Source organism: Kothea flammea (assembly GCF_052161645.1).
In the GTDB taxonomy this organism is placed as follows: domain Bacteria; phylum Planctomycetota; class Planctomycetia; order Pirellulales; family Pirellulaceae; genus Laterigemmans.
In genome coordinates, this window is record NZ_CP197414.1 from 2575405 (window position 1) to 2599027 (window position 23623).

Consider the following 23623-nt stretch of genomic DNA (forward strand, 5'->3'; position numbering starts at 1 on the left):
ACGACGCCATGGCACCCCGGATGGTTCCCATCACAGGGTTGCGATTCGCAGGCACAACACGGAGCCGTTAAGTCGCCCGCATTGTCGATCGACTCGACCGTCTCGTCTTCACCCGAGCAATCATGCTCGTGGTCGTGGCCACACACGTGATCGTCTGGGACACTTGGTGAATCAGCCGCTAAACAGGTGTGCTGGCATCCGTCATCGTCGTGATGTCCGCACGCGGCAGCATGATGCAGCGAACACCCGAAAATCAGGTGCAGCAGCAATGCGGTGACGGTGGTGAGACGACAAACGACAGACACAAAAACATCCTTCGGGTACGGTACGAGGGCATTATCGGTTGATACGGTGGAAACGACCAGACCAGTTCAACCGAATTATCAATATTTCGTCAGGCTGCCCACCTTAGCTATCCGAGTTGCGGTGTCTTCACAGGCTCAAAGTCACCAACAGACCTTCGATTTCTGCGGCGGCTTGTTTGGCTTGTCCGGCGGCATCCAAGACGTTCAATTGCGTCGTGAAGAGCGTTCGCTGTGCTGTTAATAGTTGTAGGAAATCGGTTTCGCCAGCATCAAAAGCTTCCAGCGATAGCTTGTAGGTTTCCTCCGAGGTCGGCACGACAGAGTCCTGCAATCGTGTATAGCGTTCCAACGCGACTTGGTAGCGGCCGACGGCTTCGGCGAGCCGGGCTTCTAAGCTGAGTTGCGTGTTCTGGATCGCCGCTGAGGCCGCGGCGATGTCGGCTCGGGCACTGCGTATGTTGCCCTGATTGCGGTTGCGAATGGGAAGCGGAACGCTGACGCCAATGACCGCGAACGTATCGTCCGTAGCGGCATCGACACCAACGCCGACAGTTCCCGTCACGTTCGGAGTCACTTGCGCACAGGCGAGTTGCAACGACCACTTGGCTCGCTCAAGCTCCGATCCGGCCCGCGATAGTTCGGGACTGTTGGTCGAGATTTCAGCGAGCAATGATTCCCAAGGCGCGGCGGTCAGATCGTCGCCCACGTTGCCGCTAAGCGGTCCGGGCGGCAGTGTTTGCATCCCGGCAGCCGCGGCAAGTGTCCGCAGGTTGGCTTGCAACTGCGTTTGAGCGTTCTCCGCCGTAATCCGCGCCTGTTCGGCTTCGACACGAGCCTGCAACAAAGCGATTTTGGAGACCTCTTCGGCTTCCAATAGGGCATTCACTGATTCGATCGACTTCTCAGCTAGCTCGACAATCTGGTCAGCGATCTCGGCCCTTCGCTGCGATACGATGGCTGTCGCAAACGCGGCACGAACGCGAGTCAAAACGCGAAGCTCCGCAATTCGCAGGGCAGCTTGCTGTTTTTGGATCTCGCGGGCCTGGACCTGTTGAGCAATCCCCAGCTTGTTGGCGGTGACGAACTGCTGAGACATCTGCACCGAATGCAGACCGGTGGAGTCTTCGTTGCCGATCTCATCCGACTGATATTGCAGCACCGGATTGAACGGCAAACCCGCTTGGACATATTGCCCTCGCGTTGATTCGACACGAGCACGAGCTTCCGCGATGGCCGGATGCGAACCCAACGCCATCGACTCAATGGACTCAAGCGTCAGCCCTATAGGTTGCTCAAAACCATAAGAATACTGGTCCTGAATGACCGGATCGGTTTCAGCCGTCTCGTTCGCCGCGTCCAAAGCCATCGCGTCGCGTAAAGACGCGGGATCGTTGGCTGGATCAGCCTTGTCCGAATCGGCGTCTTCAAGCTCGATGTCGAGTTCGTCCAACTCATCAAGGTCATCAACCTTCAAGTCGCCATCGTCACCATCTTCGGTGAACGCAACCGTCCGTACGGGAATGGGTTCTTCAACCACCTGCGGGCTAGCCGTTGCCGGAACGTATTCGCTCGAAGTCGATTGAGCTACGCGGTGCCCAACCGACTGACATCCACTCATGAAACCCAAAGCTGCCAACAACAACAGGCGTTTCGCCCGCCGTCGGCGCGTACTGGTCTTATCGTTCGCGATCACCGCGTCTCCCTCCATGAAAATACAGACCAGCCCGCTTGTTCCATCGGTTCATCAACACCGAAACATCAGGCACAAACCTCACGACCAAACGTGAAACGCGAGACGAAGTTCCGGCTGTAGGGATTACGGTGTCAGGCCAGTCGTCATCAAACTGTGGAAACGGCATTACGTTTCCTGCCGGACGTCTGTCAAAATTTTCACTCCCCCGCGAACCACGACGGCCGCAATCAGGATGCCGATGATCAGGTCGGGGATTTGTGAGCCGCTAAGCTTGACGATCAGGCCGGAGATGATGACGCCGATGTTGGCGATCACATCGTTGGCGGAGAAAATGTAGGAGGCGCGGAAGTTGACGTCACCGCCTTTGTGCTTGGCGATCAGACGCAGGCAATACGAATTGGCGATCAGTGCGACGACACCCATTCCCATCATCAAGAGACCAGCAGGTTCGCCGCCGCTAACGAATCGTCGGCCAGCCTCGGCAAGAACACCGATGCCCAAAATTAGTTGCAACACTCCGCTGGCGGTTGCCGCGCCACGGCGGATGCGGGCTGCCCGACCGACGGCGTAGAGGCTGATCGCGTAGACGCTCGCGTCAGCCAACATGTCAAGCGAGTCGGCAATCAGGCCCGTCGAACCGGCAACGATCCCGACGACGATCTCCGTTAAGAACATCGCCGCGTTGATGACCAGAACGATGCGCAGCGTACTCCGCTGCGCGTCGTTCTCGGCTTCCAATTCGCATCCGCAATCGGCCATGTCTATTCCGTCGGTTGAGGTGGCTGCTCACCGAACTTGGCTTCGTAGCGAGCGGCGAACTGGGTGAAGTTGTCGGGGTTGCAGGTGAAGCATTGCGAGTCGGGGCGATTGTGTTCGTCACACCAATCGCCTTTCTCTTTGAAGTCGCCGACCAAGCTGGTGTCGCACAAAGGACACTCCTCTTCGGGGACGCCGTGTTCGACGCACCACCAACCGCTGTGATCGCCCATCGACACTTCGGCAACCGGCTCTTCCGTCAATGGTGCTTCGTTGCTGCTGCCGCAGCCCGTTACGCCGACGAACAACAAGGCAGCAACCGCAAACGACATTCCATAGATCAAACGCATTTCATTTCCTTTGTGTAGAGACTTCTCATTTCGTTCCGACCCTGAAACGCTCGGAGTCGGCTGCGACGCCATCAGCGCCGCGTGGTTCGTAAACATGCCCATTGCTTTGATGGCCATTAACGTCTTCGCCGAACGTTTTGTCGCTCGAGATCGGCGATTGAAAAACCATGTAAAGCACTCGTAGGACCAGCAACGACATCACCATCGCGCTGATCACGCCACCGATCACCACCGTGGCCAACGGTCGTTGCACTTCCGCGCCCATGCCGGAGCTAAACGCCATCGGGACAAAGCCCAACGCCGCGACCAGCGTCGTCATCAAGACGGGCCGCAGTCGCGTCAACGCCGCTTCCTCGACTGCCTTTTCCAAACCGAGTCCACGCAGTCGCAGGGCACGGATGGTCGACACCAACAACATGTCATCCAGCACCGCGACGCCCGACAACGCGACGAACCCGATGGCCGCCGAGATCGAAAACGGCATGTCTCGCAGCCACAGCGCGATGATGCCGCCGGTCCACGCGAACGGGATGCCGGTGAAGACGCGGACGGTGTCGACGATGTTGCCATAAGTCATGTAGAGCAACGAAAAGATCAGCACGAGTGCGACGGGCACGACGATCATCAAGCGTTGTCGTGCCCGAATCATGTTCTCGAATTGCCCACCGAACTCGACGTAATAGCGAGCCGACGGCATCACAATCTGTTCGTCAATCTTGCGGCGTGCTTCTGCGATGAAGCTGCCAACGTCGCGTCCTCGAACATTGACCGACACCGTGACGCGGCGTTGGCCCCACTCGCGAGCGATCTGCGAAGGCCCGGTGGTGACGTCTACGTCAGCCAAGCGGCCCAGTGGAATTTGCTCGCCGCGCGGCGTCGTGATCGGGATCGCTCGGATCGACTCGGGGTCGCCGCGGTCCTCATCCGGCAATCGAACGGTCAATGGGAATCGCAACTGGCCTTCAAACACATCGCCGACCGGACGGTTGCCGATCGCTTCGACGATGTTCAACACCGCACTGGCCGGAACTCCGTAGCGAGCGATCTCGTCCTTCCGGATTTTGATTTGCAACATCGGTTGGCCAGTCAACTGCGTCGCACCGACGTCGGCCGCACCATCGACCGTCAACAGCAGGCGTTCGATTTCGGAGGCCTTGTCGGACAGCAAATCCAAATCGTCGCCGTATAGCTTGACCGCGATGTCGGAACGACTGCCGGTACCGAGTTCATCCAGTCGTAGCTTGATCGGTTGCGTGTAAGCCAATCGTTGGCCGGGCAAGTCGCGGAGTGTTTCCTCGAACAATCGAGTCAGCTGGGCTTGCGTGCTTGCTTTTTGCCACTGCGAACGCGGACGCAGCGTGATGAACACGTCGGTCAACTCAAGTCCCATCGGATCGGTCGCGATTTCCGCCGAACCGATGCGACTCCAAACGTGAGCGACCTCGTCGGGAAAAGCGTTCAGCAATGCCGTTTCCATTCGCGTGTTGAATTGGATCGAATCGTCTAGCTCCGTGCCGGCCAATCGCACGACGTTAATCGCCACCGCTCCTTCGCTTAGCTGAGGCATGAACTCAGTGCCCAGGTTGGGTGCGATCATGCCAAACGCCACGACCAGCACCGCCAACGCGAACCCGATCACCGCGATTCGTTGGTGCATCGTGAAATGCAAGATGGGCCGGTAGATGCGTTTGATCATTCGCACCAGCAACGGCTCGCGATGACTGATCTTCTTCGGCAACAGCAAACTGGCGAGCACCGGCATCAGTGTCATCGACAACAGCATCGAACCGGCAAGCGCGAAGATGACCGTCAACGCCATCGGCCGAAACATCTTGCCCTCGACCCCTTCGAGCGTCAGGATCGGCAGGTACACAATCATGATGATCAGCTCGCCGAACATCGTCGGCCCGCGAACCTCGACCGCTGCGTCGCGGATGCGTTCAAGTCGACTGCGATTAAGCGGGTTCGCCAAACCTAAGTGCCGGACGCAGTTCTCCACCATCACGACGCTGCTATCGACGACCAGCCCGAAGTCGATCGCACCGAGACTAAGCAAACTGGCTGCGATGCCGAACCGCCACATGCCCGTGAACGCGAACAACATCGACAGCGGAATTGCCATCGCGACGATCAAACCGGCTCGCAAATTCCCTAGAAACAGGAACAAGACCGCGACCACCAACAAGCCGCCTTCAAACAGGTTCTTGCGAACCGTGTCGATCACCGAGTCGACCAGTTCGGTTCGGTCGTACATCGTCACCAACGTCATCCCGGCAGGCAGGTTGGTTCTGATCTCTTCGACGCGCTGCTTCAGCTTGGCGGTGTACTGATGCGTGTTCTCACCCATCAACATGAACCCCAAACCCATCACCGCTTCGCCGCGACCGTCGGCCGACACCGCACCGCGGCGAATCTCGTAGCCAATCTCAACGCTCGCGACATCGCTGATTCGCACCGGCACACCGTCGACCGATTTGATCACGATCGCTTCGATTTGTTCTCCGTTGGACGTGCGTCCCAAACCTTGCACGAGCAACATCTCGCCGAGTCGGTTGATGTTGCCGCCGCCGACGTTGCGATTGTTCTGTTGCAACGCCGTGATGACTTCGTCGAACGTCAGACCGCGCGAAACCAATCCTGCCGGATCAAGACGAACCTGAAACTGTTTCTCGTAGCCGCCCCAACTGTTGATCTCCGCCGTGCCCGGAACCGTCCGCAATTGCGGCTTAACGACCCAGTCGTGTGTCGTGCGAAGCTGCGTCAACAATCGCAGCCGCTCGTCTGCGGGCAGCGCCCGGAAGTCGACCTCGGGATACGTCAACACGTAGTGAAAGACTTCGCCCAGTCCCGTCGCGACCGGTCCCATCTCGGGACGATTGACGCCTTGCGGTAACTCGACGGTCGCTAGTCGTTCGCCGACGACTTGCCGAGCGAAGTAGATGTCGGTGCCGTCTTCAAAGGTGACGACGACTTGCGAGAAGCCAAACTTCGATACCGAGCGAATATTTTCGAGCGATGGCAAACCGCTAAGCGATTGCTCGATGCTGTACGTGATCTGGCGTTCGATCTCTTCGGGCGAAAGCGACGCGGCGGTCGTGTTGACCTGCACCATCACCGGCGTCGTGTCGGGAAACGCGTCGATGTCCAGTTGAGCGAGCGCGTAGCCGCCGCCGGCAATCAGGACGACGACGCCAAGCAATACGGCGACGCGGTGGCGAAGCGATAGGTCGATGAGTTTTTCGAGCATGAATCAGTGACCGCAGGTGCAGCCGGCTCCCAAGTTGCTACGCAGGAGTTGGGCGCGGAGCACATCGCTTCCACTGCTCGCGACGACTTCGCCGGGCAACACGCCAGCGATGATTTCGACAAAACCATCTTGCTTCGCACCCGGACGCACCGAACGAGTCACAAAGAACTTCGGCCGGTCCTTTTCAAAGAATCTTGCGTCGCGAACAAACACGACATGGCTCGACCCATCCCACTGCAACGATTCCTCGGGAACGACGATCGCCGCCGGTTCTTGACGCAGCACGATCTCGCCACGCCCGAACGATTCATTGCGAAGACTTGCGTCTGCGTTCGGTAGCTCGGCACGAACGCGTACGGTCCGAGTTTGCGGGTCGACATCGCTACTGATCCAAGTGATCAGGCCTTCGTGTTTGACTTGGCTGCCGTCGCCTTGGTAGCGAACCGGCAATCCAAGCTGAGCCAGCGACGCTTGTTCGGCGGCTACCCGAAGATCCAACCAAACCGTTCGCGTATCAGCGATGCGGAACATGCGGCTGCCGCGATCGACCACTTCGCCTACCGTGATGTCACGATCGACGATGCGACCTTCGATCGGTGCCGTCACCGCAATCAAGTTATCGCCGCCGGTCGATGAATCAAGTTGAGTCATTCCGATCTCACGAACCCGTCGTTTCGTCTCCGCGAGATTCGACGATTGCAGTTCGACATGATCGACGCTCACGCCAAGGTTGGCGAAGTCGCGAATGACTTGCTCGACGGCGACGATCGCTTTCTGCATCGCCGTTTTTACTTCGATCACGCGGCTGCCGGGCACCGCACCGCTGGGAGCGAGTTTCTCGACGCGAGCAAGCTGATCGAGTTGCAGGCGTTCTTCGAGGAGTGCCGACAGCAACTCCGACTTCAGCCGTCCGATGTCTTTGGAATCGACCACTGCCAACACGTCGCCGACTTTGACCCAGTCGCCGACGTTGACCAGAACTTTGCGAACGATGCCGTCGGCCGATGGCGACACTTGGGCGGTCTTGGTCGCGTTGTATTGAATCTCGCCCGCCGCTTCGATCGACTCGGTGATGCTCGCCCGAGTCACCGGTTCAACGTCCACGCCCGCTTTATTCATCGCTTCGATCGAGGCGAACTGAATCCGCGATCCCGCCGAACTGCTCAGCGGCAGATTCTCCGCTCGCGGTATGAGCGACAACGCTTCGGCGGCTCGTTGCAAGTCCGCGTCGGACACTTCGACCGGCGTTTTGGTCTGTGCCAGTTCGGGATGATGAAGCACGCATCCATGGACGCCGTGTTCGTTGCAGAACGTCAATTCCGCTGGTGATTCGAGCAGCGACGGATCGCAAACGACACAGTCGTCTTCTGGCACGCCGTGGCTGTCGCACCACTGCGGTCCCGATGCAACCTCCGTCGTCGCAATGGAACTCAGCGATGGCAACTTCCAATCGTTGTGATGTCCGTACCAGCCGATGCCGGCCAATAGGCTCAGCACCAAGACAGGCGGAACCCACCCAAGGATCGTTGAAGCGATGTTCGCCCGCTCGGTCGTCGCTGCGTTTCGCTCGGCTTCCGGGACGCCATTTTGCGTCGGCTGTTCGGTCACCGGCGCATCGACGTCCGGCTTATCAAGAGTTGTAGACATACAGGCACACTCAAACGTTTTCGACTTTCAAAGATCGAGCGACGCCGACACAACATACGCGCAGCAACCCGCTCAGGATTTGACGATCCGCTCGTCAAATGCGTAGGAAAGTCCGCTGCTAGATCAGCAGCGTGCAGAGAGTGGCCAATCGCTCGCCCGTGGTCGGCGGCCATTGACAGATATCGAGCCGAGCAGACGCCCGATTCAAAGAGGCCAGCGTCGAAGCCGGCGTGTAGACAACGAAATCAAACGAGAGCGAATCGAACGAAAGCGAGTCCAAAGCACTCGGCCCAATCGGCAGCGCCCCCGCACAGAAGCAATCGTGACACTCGCCACCCTCAGCCGGACAAGCCGGCTCAGGCGATTCGGAATCGTGGCAACAGCATGTTTCGCAAAGATCGACCGCCAGTGCGTCAGTGGACACGTCTGAACTTCCCGCATCGCAGCAGCGACCACCCAGTGCTGGACAGGCCAACACGGTGGCGGTCATCACAGTGCGAATCAATAATTGAAACATGACATCATTATCGGTCGCGATGGTGTAAATGTAAAGCTCAATCCAATTTGTCCGACTGGGGATAAATGTCAAAACCAAACGACTTGCTGCATTGCATTGTGTTTGAGTCTTCTGAATCACCCCGTCGGAACCAGTCGAAGACGTGATCGTGGCCTTCGATCCCGGTGACGGTGTGACGGGCGGGGGCGTCGAGGAATCCGGTGTGCTCGAAGCGTGATGTGATCTCTTTGTTGTGCGTTGGGTCCGGTGTTCGGTCGGAGTCCCAGCCGAGCATGAGATAGCCGCTGGGCTGTAGAACGCGGTGACAGGCTTTGATCATCGCGAGAACGTTGTCGGGCGAGTCGACGCCGAAACCAAGCAAGCCGTTGATGTGGATCATGTCGAAACGGACACCGCGAAAGACCTTGTCCACCCTGCACATGTCTCCGGTTCGGTGAAGTTGGCCGTTGCCAAATGCCGCGGCTGTCGGATCGAAGTCAATCGTCCATACGGCTGTCGTCTGGCGATCAAAGGCTTCCGGATACCGCCGCGTGTAGCGACGGGTTCCGGCGAGCAGCACATTCGCTGGCTTCATCCTCGCCATCGCTGGAAGCATGACTTGCCGCAGATACAGGCGATCGGGCAACGACTGCACTTGCAGGTTGAATCTGATCGAGGCGACGGCGGACTTGGCTTTATGAGCGAGCGTCATAGTGTTCATTTAGCCCTGGACTCGATTTCCCAACCAGTTCACCAGCGTCGCCACTTCCTCTTGATCGCGAACGCCGACCGCCGTGACGCTGCGGGAACCCTGTTTCCAAGTCGCCGCAATGCTCGAATCGAGATCAACGAGGCAGCAATCCTTGTCGCCGCACATCGCCATGCTTGATGGCCGATCGCCGAACCAAGCGGCTTCTTCGTCGTCATGTTCAAACAGAACCAAGGTCGAACCGTCGCTACGTTTGCAAACTGCCTTCACGCAAGTGCAACAAGGCATCTTCAAGACGCTGGTCGACGCGAGCGAATAGCCCTTTGGCAATCCTCCCGAGATGATCGGACGGTAACCGATCAACTTCACGGCACCATCCGAATCGACCGTTTCGCCGTTGTACTTCGACAGCAGCATCTGTTCCGCCGCGTCAGGATCGCTCGGCAACTTTTGCAAATAGTCATTCATCACGCCTGCGAACTCGACCATGTGCTCCGCCGACATCGCTTCTTCGCCGTCATGCGAGTGCATTGCCATCGCTCCCCCACTGCCCATCTCCTTCACTCCCCCTCTTTCTTCGCCATACCACAGCCCCGCACCCAATAGCACCAAAACCGAAGCTGCCATCGACACCAAGCCCGCTCCGTAAGGCGACTCGCGAATCCAAGTCACGAACCGTCCTGACAGCATTACTGACCGCCGCGACAACGTGACCGGCTCGGCTGGTGCCGGAAGCTCACGTTCAATTCGTTGCCACAAGTCCGACGGCCTTGCCGGCACGGGTGACTGGTCAAACGCCGACCCGAGTGACTCGAACGATGCCAGTTCCGCCGCGCACGCGGAACAGTACCCGACGTGCTTCGCGATCGCTTCGTTCTGCGCAGCCGACAACTCACCGTCGTGGTAGGCCGACAGATGACGCTGCACCGTTTGGCAATCGTTCGTTGACATGACCCGCTCGCTCTCCAGGGGGACGTTTCGTGTTCAGGGTTTTGGATGCTCGACCATCCCGTTTCTTCACCGTTTCGGCGGAAAAAGAAAATTCTTTCGGCAACGCGTGAAGAAAGCCACGCACCAGGCATCGAAACGCACGTCCCACCCGATCTCCGCCCTCTCAACATCGCGAAGGCAAATTCATGAAAACGAAGCCAATCCTCTCCGCATTTCTGGTCGGCCTGCTCGCCATCTGCATCTACGGCTGCTCGTCGCCGGAATCCGATCCCGTCGCACCGTCAGCCACTCCCGCCAGCGACACATCCGACGATCACGCTGATCACGACCAAAGCGAGCACGATCACGCGGAACACGATCATGGCGATCAGGCCGACGTCGATGCCGATTCACCAATGGTAAAGATGATGCCGGGCCTGAAAGAGCTTTCGCCGGAAGACTACAAGTCCGCGATGGCCCAGCACATGTGCCCCGTCAGCGACGAGATGCTCGGCACGATGGGAGCCCCCGAGAAGGTCGACGTGAACGGCAAGTCTGTATGGATTTGCTGCGACGGCTGCAAAGAGAAACTGCTCGCCGACCCCGACAAGTACCTAGCGAAAGTGAAGTAAGCATGCTGATGGCCGCCGCCGAGTTTATGAAACGTGCCTTCACGAAAGGCCCATCCAATTCCCTGCAAAGCGTATTGAGCGTCGTCGATGACTATGCGTTCGATCGTCGACACCAACTCGACACGCGATCCGAAGTCGCGATCAACGACTTGGACATCAGCGACGAAGACAAACAACACGCCGACAAGTACAAGCCAACGCGGGCTCGATACTTTCGCAAGATCATGGCCAAGCTTGATCTGCCACGCGACGGCGTCTTTGTCGACGTCGGGTGTGGCAAGGGCCGGATTCTGCTGCTCGCCGCCGAACACGGTTTTGACCAAGTCGTCGGTTTAGAGATCTCTCCCGCGTTGTGCGAGATCGCCGAACGGAACGTCGCGACCTTCCAAGAAAGCATGCCCACCGCAAGGTCGATCGACGTCGTCTGCACCAACATCCTCGACTACCAGATGGACGGCAGCGAAACCGTCTTCTTCTTGTATTCGCCCTTCGACCAGCCGGTCACCGACAGTTTTCTGAAAATGATTCGGCAGTCACTCACTGATCATCCACGAGACCTGTGGCTGATCATCGACGAGTTTCGTTTTCCCGAGTTGCTGAAGGATGACGAACTCTTGAAGCAATCGCTTGTCTACGAATACGGCTCAGCCGTCTTCCACGTTTATCACCACCACAGCTAATTCCCAACGGAGCATTTCCATGCGACACCCATTCATTGCCGCAATCGCCGCCGCTACGTTACTGACGACCTCGCCTTTCGCGACCGCCCAAGACGCCGTTGCCACGCACGGTCACGCACAGCACGCCGCTCAAGCAACCACTGGCCCACACGGTGGCACTCTGCAAACCGTCGGCGACCGTCGCGTTGAAACCGTGATCGCCGACAAAGGCATCATGTTTATGATCCTTGGCAAAAACGACCAACCGATCGCCCCACCCGACGCGACCGGCACACTGAAACTGCGAGTCGGCGACAGCGAGAAGGAATACACCTACCAACTCAAGACGCTCAAGAACCTCGCGATCGGCGTCGGCGTCGACCTTTCCAAAGTCGTCGATCAACCGTTGCACATGAACGTCGAGATTACCAACATCGGCAGCCAGCCGTTAATCTTCCACACGATGGACAAACTCGCGGGCGGCACGCTCTCCGACGAACTCCTTATCAGCCTCCAAGCCACGTGCCCCGTCAGCGACCAACCGCTCGGCAGCATGGGCAAGCCACCCAAGATCACGATCGGCGACAAGTCGTTGTTCGTCTGCTGTGCCGGCTGCACAAAGAAAGTCGAAGCCTCGCCCGAGCAGTACCTGACCAAGTACTACACCGCCAAAGGCGAACAGGTCCGCGAAGGCGTCTTCAAATCAACGCTCGCAGACGCCGCCGCGATCGCCGCCCAGAAGACCTGCCCCGTCATGGACGAACCACTCGGAGGCATGGGCGTCCCCGGCAAAGTGAACGTCGACGGCAAAGCCATCTACATCTGCTGCCCCGGCTGCGCCAAAAAGCTAACCGCCGAACCAGACAAATACCTCGCCGCCCTGAAAGCCAAAGGCGTCACACCACCCGCGTTCTAGCAGATTTGTCAATCAGTCATTTGGCGTTTGAGAATCGTCCGTCTGCAACCGTCGCCAAATCTCACGCTGGCGGTCCCAATCCATTTCGGCGGTCATCGGTCGCAGCATCTTCTCGTTGATCTTCGACCGTCCGACGAACTCGCGCGGCAGACAGAGCAACGCCTCTTGAATGTCGGGGGCAAGCAGCGCCAGATTCATGATCTGCGTCACCCGCGGCGAACTGATCGAGTGCATGTCCGCCAGATGCATCGTGTCCTTCGCCTCACCGCTTCGCAGCATCTGGTCGAACTGAATCGAGATCGCCATCAAACGGGATACTCGCGGGATCTTGCCGCGACGTTTGACCGGGACATCGTCGCCAGTCTCTTCCTCCGTGGGTTCTTTCTTCTGCTTCGAGACCTTGTTGAGCTGCAAATTTACTTTCAGTTTGACATTGATCATGATGCCGCTTCCTCCCCATTATTAGCGAGTGATTTGATGCCGGCGGGGTGCATCGAGATTGAAAGAGAACTGTCGGCGGCATCGAACTGGATCCGCGACACCAGCAACCCCAACACCTCCGCCTTTTCAAGCGTGTTCAGGGCGTTCCAAATGTTGTCGAAGTCCGAGAACGCGACCGAAACATCCGTCTCGCTGATGCGATCCGTTTGCAACCGTTCGATCTCCGCTTCAACGCGGGCCACCGACCGGCCGAGATCCGCCGTATGTTCGTGCAGTTCCGCGAGGCGGCGCGAAGTGGTCACCCCCGAACTACCAACGAGTTCGCGAATCTGTCTGTCGTTGGAGTCGAGTTGGTCCTGCAACTGAGACCGCTGCGTTTGCAGTTCTCCAAGCTCGTCGCCGACTTGCTCCATCGCTTGCGTCAACACATCCCGCCGCAACGCATTGTCCGACGCGATCGCACGCACCTGGCCCACCACGACCGATTCGATTTCGCCGGCCGGCAAAGACGGCGACGGACAATGCTTCCGCCCCCGTTTGATCGCCGTCACGCAAGTGTAATAGCGGTAAATCTTCGACTTCCGCTTTGATACGTTGTGGACCATCGAGCGGTTGCAAGCCGGACAGTACAACAAACCACGCAGCAACGCTTGGTACTTGTTGACCAAGTGCGCGCCCCCGCCGCGACCGTGGCTGCGAAGCATCGCTCCAACATCATCGAACAACTTGTCGTCCACGATCGCGGTGTGTTCGCCATTGAACGTTTCCGTCTTGTGCTTGATCCGTCCGATGTAGATCTCGTTGGTCAACAAAGAATGCAGTGAAGCCTTGTCGAACGTCCGACCGCCACGCGGCTTGCCCGCTTTCGTCTTCCAAGGCTTCGCCGTCCACCCGCGACGATCGAGTTCTTCGACCACCGGCGTCAACGCTTGCAGTTCCAGGTACATCCCAAAGATACGCCGCACCCTGGCGGCCTCGTCCGCGTTGATCACCAACTTTGGACTCGGCCCCGACCGATCGACGTCGTACCCCAGCACCGGAATCCCGCCGGCCCATTTGCCACGTCGCCGTTGAGCCGCGATCTTATCGCGAATCCGCTCGCCGATGATCTCGCGTTCAAACTGGGCGAACGAAAGCAGAATGTTCAGCGTCAGCCGACCCATCGAGTGAGTCGTGTTGAACGCCTGCGTCACCGAGACAAACGAAACGCCTTGATTATCAAACGCCTCCATGATCCGCGAGAAATCCAACAACGATCGACTCAACCTATCCACTTTGTAAACGACAACGCAGTCGACCTCGCCGTTGGAAATGTCCGCCAACAAGCGGTTCATCGCTGGCCGCTCGAGGTTCCCGCCAGAGAACCCACCGTCGTCATAGTGCTTCGAGATCGCGACCCAGCCTTCTTGTTGCTGGCTCGCGATGTAGTTCTCGCCGGCGTCGCGTTGAGCGTCGAGCGAATTGAACTCTTGATCGAGTCCTTCCTCTGTCGACTTCCGGGTGTAGATCGCACACCGGATTTTCGGCACCTCGGGCTTATCCGATTTTGGTTTTGTCATTTCTCACGCACCCCCAGCTTAAAGAACACGAATCCGTTGTAGCTCGACCCGCTCAGTTCGCCGGCGATGTTGGACAACGACCGATACCGCCGCCCCTCGTACTCGAACCCATCCGTCAAAACCAAAACCCGAATCATCTTGCCCTTGTACAGACGCTCGACGTAGCTGCCCGGCGGCGGCAACCGCGGATCCCAATCCACGTAACCGTCCAGCTCCGGCTTCTTCCGCCGAACGCGATCAATCACGTCCGCTCGAGGGGGCGTCGTCCGAACATCCGATGTCGCCGAGATCTCGCGAGCCCGTTGCTTCGCATGGTTGCTCAGTCCACCCTCATCACGACTCTGCAACCGCCAAGCGATCCGCCGTGTCAGATACTTGCGATGCCGACTGCGACACGCTTCTTCAAACAAGTCTTCGTACTTCGCGATCAATTGGTCGACCGTCATGTCGTCCAGCTTCGCGATCTCAATTTCAGTCGATGGTTTCATAGCGTCGCCTCCTTCAATGCAAGATCTTCTGTTTCCTCAATCACCGATCCATCGCAAGCCGACGCTGCATCGGTCTCGTCATTTGGCTTCGCCAGCACCGAATCGATCTCCGGTTCACGCACCGGTTGTCGATGTTCGTCGCGCGACACCGTCCGGCACCGCGCGACGCCTTTGGCAAAGATGGCAGCGATCGCGCTGCGTCGTTGTTCACACATTTTCTGAATTCCCTGTGGAAGAAGAAGTACCGGACGCGTCGTCTCGACCAACCGAGACCGCGTCGTCCACAGAGAGCCCTGGATCCAAACGACGATCAAGCCGTTCGGGTAAAGAGTCCGTCGGAGTTCCAGAAACAGACGCCAGCCGCGAAGCCCGCCACCGCAAAACCCCACGAGCCAACAACCCTGCGACCAACCGCCGCCGCTCCGACGAAGAGAGATCCGCCGTCCCGCCACCATTCAATGCCTTACCCACACGCAACCTTTTGAAAGATTCACGAAGCTACCGAGACAAACCAAATCGTCCCTCTCAGGTAACCTATGCCGTGTTTTCAAAACCCTGCACAAACATCTTCAACAAAGCCCCAACACCCGTCCCGCTCCCACCCCCAAGAGCGGCCCGGTCCATTATTCCGACGCCAGATCGAGGTTTGTAGTATTTAGTACGCAGTTCACACACGGGGTTTTCTCACCCTCGCAGAGAATCAAGAAATGCCTTGACGCGAGTCGCTCGCCCACAACTTCTCTGTTTGCTTGGAACACTTTCCGACCCACCAGTAAACGAAAAGCCGTCGTGGTCACCACGACGGCTTTTTTCGTGTTTTCCCAAACGTTTGACGCGTTTTCCCGCCAGCCGCCGGTCTCTCAGAACGCTGTTTTTCTGACGCCGGCCAGAAAATTCGGGTAATGAACTCGGCCCCTTTTGGAGTGATTTTGCCGGTTCTCTCAGACCTCTGAGCCCCTGAGACGTTTCGGGTTATAAGCCGTTGTTCTCGCCCGGACGAGCCGAACCCCCACGGTTCGTCTCGGTGAGACAAACAAACAAAACACCGGCGATTCGGGTTATGACGACTCCGAAAATTCATTTGGTACATGGAAACCGCGGGCTCTGGCGATCGGTTGCCGCTTGCCAGGCTACCCTCGTAGTTTCAATGGCACGGCGAACGTCGCGTATTCGACTTTATTTTTGCTTCACGAAAGAACACGCATATGAACGAGACTCCAACAACGCCGGACATCTCCACACCCAGACGACGAAAATGGCTGCCCCTTCTCGTGGGTGCCCTGTTTCTCGGGATCTGTGGCTTCGTCTACTTCTCACTGACCTCGTATCCACTCAACAGACCGAACCGGACTCCTGGCCGACCTTGGTCAGCTTGGGATGCCGCTGATCACGATGTGGACGGCAAACTGACTCGCGAAGAAATGGAGCGATTCGGCAAGCAAAAGCCCCATCGAAATGTCGACGCGCTTTTGGAAAACTTTGACGCCGCTGACGCCGATCACGATGGAATCGTGACGCAGGCGGAGATCGACATTTACGGAACGAATATCGGCAGCATGGACTCCAAGAATCGTTGACCTGCGACTCGCTCCAGCTCTCGATGAGGCGTTTCAATTTCGGACACTTGGCTATCCGCGACCGCCTTCGCAGCACGTTTCGCAAATGCGGTGGCACCTCGTGCATTGCAATTTGCCGCGGATGTCGATCATCACCCCGCCGCACACCGGACACCCGGGCTGCCCTGGCGTCGATGGTTTCGGTTCGGTTTCTTTGCCGGGCTGTTCAGTCATCGATGGCGAATTCTCCCATGCCGAATGGGTAAACGAGGGCACATCAGGGAACGGTTGAAGATCAGACTGAGGACCGAAAAACGAAATACGCGGCTCCCATGATACAAAACGCCGCCCACAGATAATCGAGTTTAAGCGGTTGCTGCATGTAGAAGACCGCGAATAGCACGAAGACGCTCAGTGTGATGACTTCCTGCAGGATCTTCAATTGACCGAGGTTCATCTGCGTGTACCCGATCATTCAACTTGCCAATCGCCCGAAAACGGAAGAATCGACAATTCGGTAGAATACGACAGCCTCGGAAATCACGACAGGCTTAACCTCCCAACATTTCAGCCATTCCATTTCACGCTTCACCCTTCACTCTTCAAACTTCAATGGATTGGTACGACGCTCTTGATAAACCGGCCTGGACGCCTGAACCGTCGACGATCGGCCTTATCTGGCAGATCCTCTACCCGATCATCCTCGTCACGTTCGGTTACGTCTTCTATCGCGCCGCCCGCAAGCAAATCCCGTGGCCCGTCGCGATCCCCTTCGCGATCAATCTGATCGCCAACATCGCATTCACCCCGATCCAGTTCGGCCTGCGAAATTTACCCCTCGCCGCTCTCGACATCACCGTCGTCTGGATCACGATCCTCTGGGCCATGAAAACCATCTGGCCCCATCACCGCTGGATCGCCCTCGCCCAAATCCCGTATCTCATGTGGGTCACGCTCGCGAGCGTTTTGCAATTCAGCATCACTTTTTGGAACTGGCCTGAGTGATTGCGAGACGGTCTTCAACGGAATCCCCCCTCGACGTGCAACACCATCGCTACACTTCGGAAGCAAATTTCCGGAAGCATTCATCAGTCATCGAAAACTGGCTTCAACCGTCCTGATCTGTTTCCTCCGATGCCTCTTCAACCGCTTTGACCCAACTTCCGAACGTACGTTTAATCGCCAGCGCTTTGTCTCGGTATTCGAGGCAGACTTTGCTGAAAACAAGCGACTCGCCGGCGGCGCGGCGGTCGCGGAGCCAGAGAATCATCGCCTCGCGATCAAAATTCTCCGGACGTCGGCGGGAAACGTTGGCTAGGTTGATCCCAGCGGCGGTGAGGGCGGCTCGCCACGTTCCGTGGTGGCGGAGCGCGGCGTCGTACAGCCCCCGGTCGCGACTGCGGTTCACCATCGCCCCCAGGTCGTAGCCTGTCGTACACAAACGGCGGAGTTGTTGTTCTACTCGGGCTTGCGAAAGGTCGCGACCGTGGGCGACGTGGCGGGCGTCCACGCCGGCATAAGCCAACGCGGTCTCCCACGATCCAAATTCGTTGATCGCGGCGGCATGCAGCAAGTGATCCACGCGGCGGACGTCCTCCTCACGCAGACTCTCGCCGGCCAAATCACGCTCGACGAGCTTGCGAATGATGGCTTCTCGAATCATGACGCAGCCCTCCGTCGTTTCGGCTTGTTGCTCACGCCGGCAACCTCGAGGGCCTTGGCGAGCGTCCCGAAACGTTTCTCCGCGGCGTAGGCCACGTTGCTATCGTGCCGACGAATGCTTTCGCCAGGAAACTTCGCACTCAGCTCTCGCAGTCGCTTGATCACCTTGGCTTCGGTCCAACGCTGACGAGCGGTCTCGTTGATCCCGGCCGCCCGAAGTGCTTTCTCCCAACTGCCGAAATACTTGATCCCGGCCCGAAACAGTTTCTTGTCCTCGGCGCACGTTTGGTAAAGCAGATGACCGGCCGCACGTCGCTCGCGGATCGCTTCGACGACGGTTTGTTCGTTCCACTGACGCGGAAGTTCGTCCTCCAACCCGAGCGACCGAATCGCATTTCCCCAGCCACCGAAGTGTTTCCGCGCCGAGCGACTCAACTTCTCGTCGCGATGCGAAGCGAACCGCAAAGGCAACTCCTGGTCGTACATTTCGATAATCTTCAAACGCACCTCATCGGCCGAGTAAAAGTCGCGCGGCGGTTCGGCGTATCCCGCCGCCTCCCGAGCCGCCGTCCAAGTCCCAAACAACCGTTTGCCGGCTTCGTACAACGCCCGGTCGTCGCGATTGGTCCGCGACAAACAAGCACCGTCGTGGTGTCGCCGGCGGATTGCGGCGATCACCGATTCCTTAGACCACTGGTTGTACGGTGGTGGTCGCTTGCCACACGGCAAACCCGCGATCTCCAGTGCCGTCCGCAAGCTGCCAAAATAGCGCCGCGCGGCGGCATCAAGTTGCGGGTTCATTTTCGGCCCTCCTTGCCGTGTCCGCTCGAGTTCCTCGATGACTTTCTCGGCGGTCCAACGTTTCTTTGGCATCGCTCAGCCCTCCGTGTTCTCAAGGATATCCTCAAACACGCGGGTCAGCTCCGCATGGTTGGACTGCATGTACGCTTTCACCTCGGGGTTACCCAACAGCGTGCGGACGTAGATGACCAACTTCAAAAGGTTCGTCGTGTATTGCCGGTACAGTCCCGAGTAAAAATTCTGTTGCTGTTCGGCCTCTTGCAGCTTCTTGAGCAACTGGCTCTTCTTTTCGTCCGCTTGCGTCCACGGCGTCTTCTCGTCGAGTTCCTCGAGCGACTTGCGCAGCATCCGCATCTCTTGCGAAGCACTCAGTTGGTTCACCATCCGGTTGCCAGTGAAACCGTCCCGGTCACTGTGAATCAAACACGGCACCGATTCGACACCAAGGTCGAGCAGGATCCGATACCGAAGCGCCCCGTCGAGGATCTCGTAGCTGTCATCGAGCGGGAACACGACCAAAGGGTCGATCAGCCCGACCGCTCGAATACTCGCTTCGATGCGTTGGCGGTATTTTTTGGGAACTTTGCGTTCGTTACGCGGAACCAGTTTGACGATCGAGATGTCTTGGCCGCGCGGCGTCTTTCCGTTCGCACTCATGACAAGGCCTCCGGTCCGTGAGTGGGATCGAACTTGAAGTCGCCGGCGAGCTTCGGCCGTTGATCAAGGTTGTGCGACTTCAGCAATTCGACAAGGATCAAGTCTTGGAAAAGCGTGTTCACGCCCGAAAGCAGCGTCATGAACCGGTTCTCTTTTGACTTCGCCTCACGGACGTACGACGTTTTCACGCGAGTCGACTCCGCGATGTCCTGCTGCAATTGGCCGACCGTGTAATCGCGGCTCGCCGGGGACTTCTTTGACGACTTCGCCCGCGCCGAAATCAATCGCCGCGCCTGCCCGAAGTTGTTCGTCGTGACCAACCCCGCGTCGAAGGCGTCCATCAACACGCTCTGGATCTGTGAATCCTCGGTCGATGAAACCTGGATCGCGAACTTGATCGGAAAGACGCCGGCCTCGACGCCTTGGATCAATCGCTCTTCACCCTGTTCGACCAATCGAATGTAGCCGCGAATGTACTCTTCGGTCTTGCAAGCGATCTGGGCGATCCGTTTGAAGTCCCAACCTTCGTCGTGCAGCCGTTTGAGTTCCCGGGCGAAATCCATGCTGCCGGGTTTTGTCCGAGCGATGTTCTCGATCAGCGATTGAAGCAGTGCCTCTTTGCGAGTGCACGTGACCACTTCGGCCATCACGTGCGTCTTGCCGAGCTGTTTGTGCGCCAGCAATCGTCCTTCGCCGCAGATCAATTCGTACAGACCGCTGGATTCGAGGAACTTATCGTTGACGCGGATCGGCTTCATCAATCCGACGCCCTCGATGCTTTCGACGTTCATGTCGAACTGTTCTTTGTCGCGATTTCGCGAGTTGATCACTTTCACCTGATCGATCGGCACTTCTTCGTACCGACGCCGGGCGATGGGGCAGATATTGTTAAGTGTTGTCATGGTTGGTTGTCTCCGTAAAAAGATTCGCGTGAAAGTGTCCGGCACCTTTTGTGCGAAGCACCCTAAGGGCGAGTGCCTCGCACAAGGCACCGGACACACTTGAGCCGCTTAAAGAAGGTGTTGAAGAAATTGCAGATCGGTCCGTCCGAACAATTCGGTGCGGACCGATGAGCTGGTGAATCGCAGCGGCTTCGAGTCCGAACCGAACCGCGGCAACGCGATAAAGCCAAGAATGTTGAAGTCGGCCGGCTCCGAAAGCAGCACGCCGATTGTCATGTCGATCACCGGCCGCGGATCGCGACGGATCGGCCAGTAAGATTCGTAACCGTGCGGCACCGGCACCGCGGGCTGAATCGACACGGTCAGCTTTTGGTCGAGCACCAAGAAGTCTGAATAGGCCAGCGTCTCGGGCACGTGGCCGAGGATCTGTTCATGGACCGCACCGCGAGCTTTTTCGCGTTCACCGTCGAACAGGTTTTGGAACGCTTGGTCGAGCGAACCGAATTGCCGTGCGTAAGCCCCCGACGACGGATGCTCTTCATCGATCCGCAGCAAGCCCGGCCGCACCATGCCGTGCGAGCGGTACAGCGAATCGAGCATCCGCAGCATGTAATCCGGATCGTAACGCTGTTTGCGTTTCTCCAGAATCTCTTGCGCCCGCAGATACAACTCGACATCGACGATGCCGGGAAACGCTTCGGGCGTTCGCACCCAAAGTTCTGGCGGGTTGGGCACCTTCGGCGTTTTCAGCTTGCTGGACGTTTGGTTGTAGACCATTGTCCCGGCGTACTTCTCGTTACGAAGCCGCGCTAACACACCGGCGGCGCCCCACCGTCGGCCGCTCGGCGACAGAATCCCGTCGTCGTTCAGACGCTCGGCGATCTTGTATTCCGAGTGGCCTCGTCCGACAAACTCTTCAAAGATCCGCCGCACGATCCCGACCTCTTCCGGCGGCCCTTCGACCAGCGTCACGCGTTGATTCTGGATGCCTTTGCGTTGGCCAGCATCCAAGACGTTCAGCGGTTCGCGTTTCTCATCGAGCAACAACCGCGACAACCCGTACGGCGGCGGCCCGCCAGCCCAATACCCCTGCTCGGCGATCTTCACGCAGCCCCGCCAAACCTTGTCGCTCAATTCGCGACTGTACTGCGCCGCTCGAAAACGCTCGAACTGGACATAGACCGGATAGAGCGGATCGTTTTCCTTTGGCTTGCCGATCGTCGTGTAGATGACCTGCTTGCCATTCTTCTTGCAGACCGCCGAAAACTGGGCCGACAAGTCGATGTCTTGGAAGCGTCCCCAGCGGGAAACGTCCAAGCACAACACGTAGTCAAAATCCTTCCGCTTCGCGATCCACTCGTCCATCATCTCCGTGAACGCCGGCCGCCCTTCCGAGTTCAGCCCCGATCGCCCCGCATCGCAGAACTCGCGAATGATCTCGACACCATGTTCGCGAGCCCAAGCCCGCACTTGATCCTGTTGAATCGGTATCGAGTTCTCTTGCCGGTCCTGAGCCGAGTGCCGGTAATACGCCACGGCTCGCACCAGAGGCGGAGCGTCCGCATCTGGGAGTTCAATTTCCCACCAATGATTCACGTGGAAACCTTTCACGTCAAAGTCAAAATCGTCGCCACGAACCCAACGTCCGCGGCACCGACAAGACAGTTACGAGAGGACCCCCACATACCTCAAGCGGCTAAGTCACACCTGTTCCAAGATTTTTTGAGACTTTGTCACACGCCGAGGCATCCCCGCCGAAACGCGTACCCAAAGCGATCCCGACGCGTCCTTCGCCCTCCAACCATGCACAAGTACAATGTCCGTCGAAACTCGTTCAAAATTGCGGAGGCGTCACGTTGGGGAACTCGGGGGTTTACTTCATCACATGCGAATGCTTCGGCGCAAAGTTCGTGAAGCTCGGACGCTCGTCCGACGTCGCCAGTCGCCGCCGTGAGTTGCAATCCGGCTGCCCGTTTGAGTTGGTGATCGAATACGTCCAAACCCTGGACGAAAAACAGGCGATCGAACACGAACGCCGCTACCGCACGCTGTTTCGAACGATGCAACAGCGACTCCCGGAAGACACCCTGAGTTCCTTATCAACCGACAAAAAACGAATGGCTCGCTGGTTCCCCTTCACCGGCGAGATCGAAGCATTCGTGCGGCAGTTAAAAGACGGCGACCTCCCTGACACAACACCCGCGACTGATCCGCAAGCGTTGCTGTTCTGAGCGAACAAGGCTGTCACTGCATAATCCGTGAAGCTCCGTGGCCAACGTTTCATCCTTCACTTTTCAAACTTCGCGTCGCCCAATGAAACTTATCGGCACTCAGCTCCGACTCGCCATCCCAGCGATACGCCACCAACTTGCCGCCCTTCGCCACGCTGTAGTCTGTGCAGGCCACGTTGGCCGCAAGTGGCTTCGGCGAACCGGTTAGCCAGTAGTGGCCGACGAACGCCGGCACTGCGTCACGAGGGTAGATGTCAACGCTGGCCAAATCGCCAGTGGCAATCTCAACATCAGGAACTTCATCGCTTCCAAGGTGATGCTGACGGTAAGTTCGACCAGTTCCGTCTTCGTACCACTTAATCCGTACTGAGTCCCGCCGATGTCCAGCTTTGTCGACAATCGAGTGTCCCGCCGGCAAACGCAATTCCGGCCCCTTCAACACGTTCTCGATTGCGTTGTTCAAATCGCTGCCGGAGTCTTCCGACATAGCCAGAAAGTCGGGCGTGAATCTGCCCGCGCCTGCCAATGCGTCGTTGATGCAGTCGATGTCCCGCGTCTGCCACGAAGCGTGAGCCACGCGGATGCCATCGATCTCAATCGCAACCGGAAGCGTTTTGAACCAAGAGATCGCATCCGCCAATTCCCTCGGCGACAACTGATCCAGTGTCGCCTTATGCTGTCTCAAATTCTTCTCCGAATGCGGCCTAAACCATTCATCCTGCTTCCCAGGCCGTGGAGAATGAAACGCAATCGCGTTGTACTCATGATTCCCCATCACCGCCAACGCGTCTCCAGCACCGACCATCGCTCGAGCAGTCTTGACGACCTCACCGATTGCCGGTCCCCGATCCACGAAGTCACCGACAAAGATCACTCGGCGATCCGATTGTCGAAAGCTATCACCATGCCGCTGATACCCTAGGTCGGTAAGCAACGCCTTCAACTCGTGGCCGTGTCCGTGAATGTCACCGATAATGTCGTACATT

The 23623-nt window shown here is 57.9% G+C and carries 24 protein-coding genes and 1 pseudogene; 6 read left to right on the plus strand and 19 right to left on the minus strand.

Annotated features, from left to right (window positions below; genetic code table 11):
- Nucleotides 1-432 precede the first annotated feature (432 nt).
- The 8 genes from SH139x_RS09415 to SH139x_RS09450 all read right to left on the minus strand — a co-directional run bounded on the left by SH139x_RS09415 (nucleotide 433) and on the right by SH139x_RS09450 (nucleotide 10154).
- Nucleotides 433-1998 carry a TolC family protein gene (locus tag SH139x_RS09415; RefSeq protein ID WP_488355011.1) on the minus strand — a complete coding sequence of 522 codons (1566 nt, stop codon included), beginning with the start codon at nucleotides 1996-1998 and terminating at the stop codon, nucleotides 433-435.
- A 165-nt stretch (nucleotides 1999-2163) separates the two neighbouring features.
- Complete coding sequence (locus SH139x_RS09420) at nucleotides 2164-2757, minus strand: cation diffusion facilitator family transporter (RefSeq protein ID WP_488355012.1); 594 nt, start codon at nucleotides 2755-2757, stop codon at nucleotides 2164-2166.
- 2 nt (nucleotides 2758-2759) lie between these two features.
- Entirely contained in the window at nucleotides 2760-3104 is a 345-nt protein-coding gene (locus SH139x_RS09425; RefSeq protein ID WP_488355013.1) for an RND transporter, read from the minus strand.
- Nucleotides 3105-3129: 25 nt separating this feature from the next.
- Nucleotides 3130-6351: an efflux RND transporter permease subunit gene (locus SH139x_RS09430; RefSeq protein ID WP_488355014.1), complete on the minus strand. Its 3222-nt coding sequence runs from the start codon at nucleotides 6349-6351 to the stop codon at nucleotides 3130-3132.
- Between the two features lie 3 nt (nucleotides 6352-6354).
- A complete protein-coding gene (locus tag SH139x_RS09435; protein WP_488355015.1) occupies nucleotides 6355-7998 on the minus strand; it encodes an efflux RND transporter periplasmic adaptor subunit in 1644 nt (547 codons plus the stop codon).
- Between the two features lie 118 nt (nucleotides 7999-8116).
- Nucleotides 8117-8515, minus strand: a complete 399-nt coding sequence (locus tag SH139x_RS09440) for a hypothetical protein (RefSeq protein ID WP_488355016.1) — start codon at nucleotides 8513-8515, stop codon at nucleotides 8117-8119.
- Between the two features lie 37 nt (nucleotides 8516-8552).
- Nucleotides 8553-9206, minus strand: coding sequence for a class I SAM-dependent methyltransferase (locus tag SH139x_RS09445; RefSeq protein ID WP_488355017.1), 654 nt, complete (start codon nucleotides 9204-9206; stop codon nucleotides 8553-8555).
- Between the two features lie 9 nt (nucleotides 9207-9215).
- Nucleotides 9216-10154, minus strand: a complete 939-nt coding sequence (locus tag SH139x_RS09450) for a zf-HC2 domain-containing protein (protein ID WP_488355018.1) — start codon at nucleotides 10152-10154, stop codon at nucleotides 9216-9218.
- A 185-nt stretch (nucleotides 10155-10339) separates the two neighbouring features.
- Between SH139x_RS09450 and SH139x_RS09455 the strand changes: the two genes are divergently transcribed.
- From SH139x_RS09455 to SH139x_RS09465, 3 genes are read left to right on the plus strand one after another with little or no spacing between them, the layout of a single operon-like run.
- Nucleotides 10340-10765 carry a hypothetical protein gene (locus SH139x_RS09455; RefSeq protein WP_488355019.1) on the plus strand — a complete coding sequence of 142 codons (426 nt, stop codon included), beginning with the start codon at nucleotides 10340-10342 and terminating at the stop codon, nucleotides 10763-10765.
- A gap of 2 nt (nucleotides 10766-10767) precedes the next feature.
- A complete protein-coding gene (locus SH139x_RS09460) occupies nucleotides 10768-11445 on the plus strand; it encodes a class I SAM-dependent methyltransferase (protein WP_488355020.1) in 678 nt (225 codons plus the stop codon).
- Nucleotides 11446-11464: 19 nt separating this feature from the next.
- Nucleotides 11465-12340, plus strand: a complete 876-nt coding sequence (locus SH139x_RS09465; RefSeq protein WP_488355021.1) for a hypothetical protein — start codon at nucleotides 11465-11467, stop codon at nucleotides 12338-12340.
- Nucleotides 12341-12352: 12 nt separating this feature from the next.
- On the opposite strand, the gene SH139x_RS09470 is transcribed toward SH139x_RS09465, so the two are convergent.
- The 4 genes from SH139x_RS09470 to SH139x_RS09485 are packed head-to-tail and all read right to left on the minus strand — an operon-like array spanning nucleotide 12353 to nucleotide 15043.
- Nucleotides 12353-12781 (minus strand): hypothetical protein, encoded by a 429-nt coding sequence (locus tag SH139x_RS09470; protein ID WP_488355022.1) that lies wholly within the window; start codon nucleotides 12779-12781, stop codon nucleotides 12353-12355.
- Complete coding sequence (locus SH139x_RS09475) at nucleotides 12778-14340, minus strand: recombinase family protein (RefSeq protein ID WP_488355023.1); 1563 nt, start codon at nucleotides 14338-14340, stop codon at nucleotides 12778-12780. The genes SH139x_RS09470 and SH139x_RS09475 overlap by 4 nt, the downstream gene beginning before the upstream one ends.
- Nucleotides 14337-14828: a DUF2924 domain-containing protein gene (locus SH139x_RS09480; protein ID WP_488355024.1), complete on the minus strand. Its 492-nt coding sequence runs from the start codon at nucleotides 14826-14828 to the stop codon at nucleotides 14337-14339. Before SH139x_RS09480 ends, SH139x_RS09475 begins: the two co-directional genes overlap by 4 nt.
- Nucleotides 14825-15043, minus strand: coding sequence for a hypothetical protein (locus SH139x_RS09485; protein ID WP_488355025.1), 219 nt, complete (start codon nucleotides 15041-15043; stop codon nucleotides 14825-14827). Before SH139x_RS09485 ends, SH139x_RS09480 begins: the two co-directional genes overlap by 4 nt.
- A gap of 990 nt (nucleotides 15044-16033) precedes the next feature.
- Between SH139x_RS09485 and SH139x_RS09490 the strand changes: the two genes are divergently transcribed.
- On the plus strand, nucleotides 16034-16405 hold the full coding sequence (locus tag SH139x_RS09490; protein ID WP_488355026.1) for an EF-hand domain-containing protein: 372 nt from the start codon (nucleotides 16034-16036) through the stop codon (nucleotides 16403-16405).
- A gap of 274 nt (nucleotides 16406-16679) precedes the next feature.
- Here the strand turns inward: SH139x_RS09490 and SH139x_RS09495 are convergent.
- Nucleotides 16680-16856 (minus strand): annotated as a pseudogene (locus SH139x_RS09495) (DMT family protein); the annotation flags it as partial.
- A gap of 101 nt (nucleotides 16857-16957) precedes the next feature.
- Here SH139x_RS09495 and SH139x_RS09500 point away from each other — a divergent pair.
- Nucleotides 16958-17389, plus strand: a complete 432-nt coding sequence (locus tag SH139x_RS09500) for a TspO/MBR family protein (RefSeq protein WP_488355991.1) — start codon at nucleotides 16958-16960, stop codon at nucleotides 17387-17389.
- Nucleotides 17390-17492: 103 nt separating this feature from the next.
- Here SH139x_RS09500 and SH139x_RS09505 read toward each other — a convergent pair whose 3' ends face one another.
- The 5 genes from SH139x_RS09505 to SH139x_RS09525 all read right to left on the minus strand — a co-directional run bounded on the left by SH139x_RS09505 (nucleotide 17493) and on the right by SH139x_RS09525 (nucleotide 22017).
- Nucleotides 17493-18047, minus strand: a complete 555-nt coding sequence (locus SH139x_RS09505; RefSeq protein ID WP_488355027.1) for a hypothetical protein — start codon at nucleotides 18045-18047, stop codon at nucleotides 17493-17495.
- Nucleotides 18044-18919: a hypothetical protein gene (locus SH139x_RS09510; protein ID WP_488355028.1), complete on the minus strand. Its 876-nt coding sequence runs from the start codon at nucleotides 18917-18919 to the stop codon at nucleotides 18044-18046. The genes SH139x_RS09505 and SH139x_RS09510 overlap by 4 nt, the downstream gene beginning before the upstream one ends.
- Before the next feature lie 3 nt (nucleotides 18920-18922).
- Complete coding sequence (locus SH139x_RS09515) at nucleotides 18923-19504, minus strand: ParB/RepB/Spo0J family partition protein (RefSeq protein ID WP_488355029.1); 582 nt, start codon at nucleotides 19502-19504, stop codon at nucleotides 18923-18925.
- Nucleotides 19501-20406 carry a ParB/RepB/Spo0J family partition protein gene (locus SH139x_RS09520; RefSeq protein ID WP_488355030.1) on the minus strand — a complete coding sequence of 302 codons (906 nt, stop codon included), beginning with the start codon at nucleotides 20404-20406 and terminating at the stop codon, nucleotides 19501-19503. The genes SH139x_RS09515 and SH139x_RS09520 overlap by 4 nt, the downstream gene beginning before the upstream one ends.
- Nucleotides 20407-20514: 108 nt before the next feature.
- Nucleotides 20515-22017, minus strand: coding sequence for a recombinase family protein (locus SH139x_RS09525; RefSeq protein ID WP_488355031.1), 1503 nt, complete (start codon nucleotides 22015-22017; stop codon nucleotides 20515-20517).
- A 299-nt stretch (nucleotides 22018-22316) separates the two neighbouring features.
- Here SH139x_RS09525 and SH139x_RS09530 point away from each other — a divergent pair, with 299 nt between their 5' ends.
- Nucleotides 22317-22637, plus strand: coding sequence for a hypothetical protein (locus SH139x_RS09530; RefSeq protein WP_488355032.1), 321 nt, complete (start codon nucleotides 22317-22319; stop codon nucleotides 22635-22637).
- Between the two features lie 49 nt (nucleotides 22638-22686).
- On the opposite strand, the gene SH139x_RS09535 is transcribed toward SH139x_RS09530, so the two are convergent.
- Nucleotides 22687-23622, minus strand: coding sequence for a metallophosphoesterase (locus SH139x_RS09535; RefSeq protein WP_488355033.1), 936 nt, complete (start codon nucleotides 23620-23622; stop codon nucleotides 22687-22689).
- Nucleotide 23623 lies beyond the last annotated feature (1 nt).